Annotated in this window: 2 protein-coding genes; both read left to right on the plus strand. The window is 66.4% G+C overall.

Translation table 11 applies throughout. The annotated features are described in order from the left end of the window. Positions 1-136: DUF5816 domain-containing protein (locus DJ73_RS15145; protein WP_254921678.1), on the plus strand; the 136-nt coding region annotated here is incomplete at its 5' end. Between the two features lie 126 nt (positions 137-262). Continuing rightward, positions 263-601 carry a hypothetical protein gene (locus tag DJ73_RS15150; RefSeq protein WP_094525212.1) on the plus strand — a complete coding sequence of 113 codons (339 nt, stop codon included), beginning with the start codon at positions 263-265 and terminating at the stop codon, positions 599-601. Positions 602-611 lie beyond the last annotated feature (10 nt).

The following is a 611-nucleotide window of genomic DNA, read 5'->3' on the forward strand; positions in this document are numbered from 1 at the left end:
CGGGTCGGCCCGGTGGGGGTTCCGCTGCGGGAACTGCGACTCGTTCGACACCGCGATGGACACGATGGGCCGGATCCAGTGCACGGAGTGCGGCAACATCCGGAAGCCCGACGAGTGGGACGCCGCCCACGAGTGACCGGTCACAGACGGCCGACGGTGATCTGACGGAAAACGGTCGTGAGCGGCCGCGTTGGTGGACGAATAACCGCGTCCGCGGAATCGTGAGAAACTTTATCACGGATGGAGGCGAACGATGAGGTAGATGGCCACTGCGAGCATCCCACCGACGACGGAGGCCAGAGATGTCTTTCGCGAACTCGGATACACCGTCTCCGAGGGCGGACAGGAGTTCATCGCGGAGCGGAAATGGCGACGCGTGCTCGTGACGGTGTTGTGTATGGACGACGACGATCTGGACCCGTATCTGACGGACGGCGGCGAGACGCCGCGGCTCCGCTGTTTCGTCACGTGGCGCAACCGGGCCGGCGACCTGCGCGACCGCCTCGTCTCCAAGAAGCCCCCGTACGACTGGGCGGTCATCGGTATCGAGGCCGACGGCGAGGACTTCGCCGTGATGGAAGGCGCGCCCGGCAGTCCCTGACGGCGCCCCG

The organism is Halorubrum sp. Ea1, from assembly GCF_002252965.1.
GTDB lineage: Archaea > Halobacteriota > Halobacteria > Halobacteriales > Haloferacaceae > Halorubrum.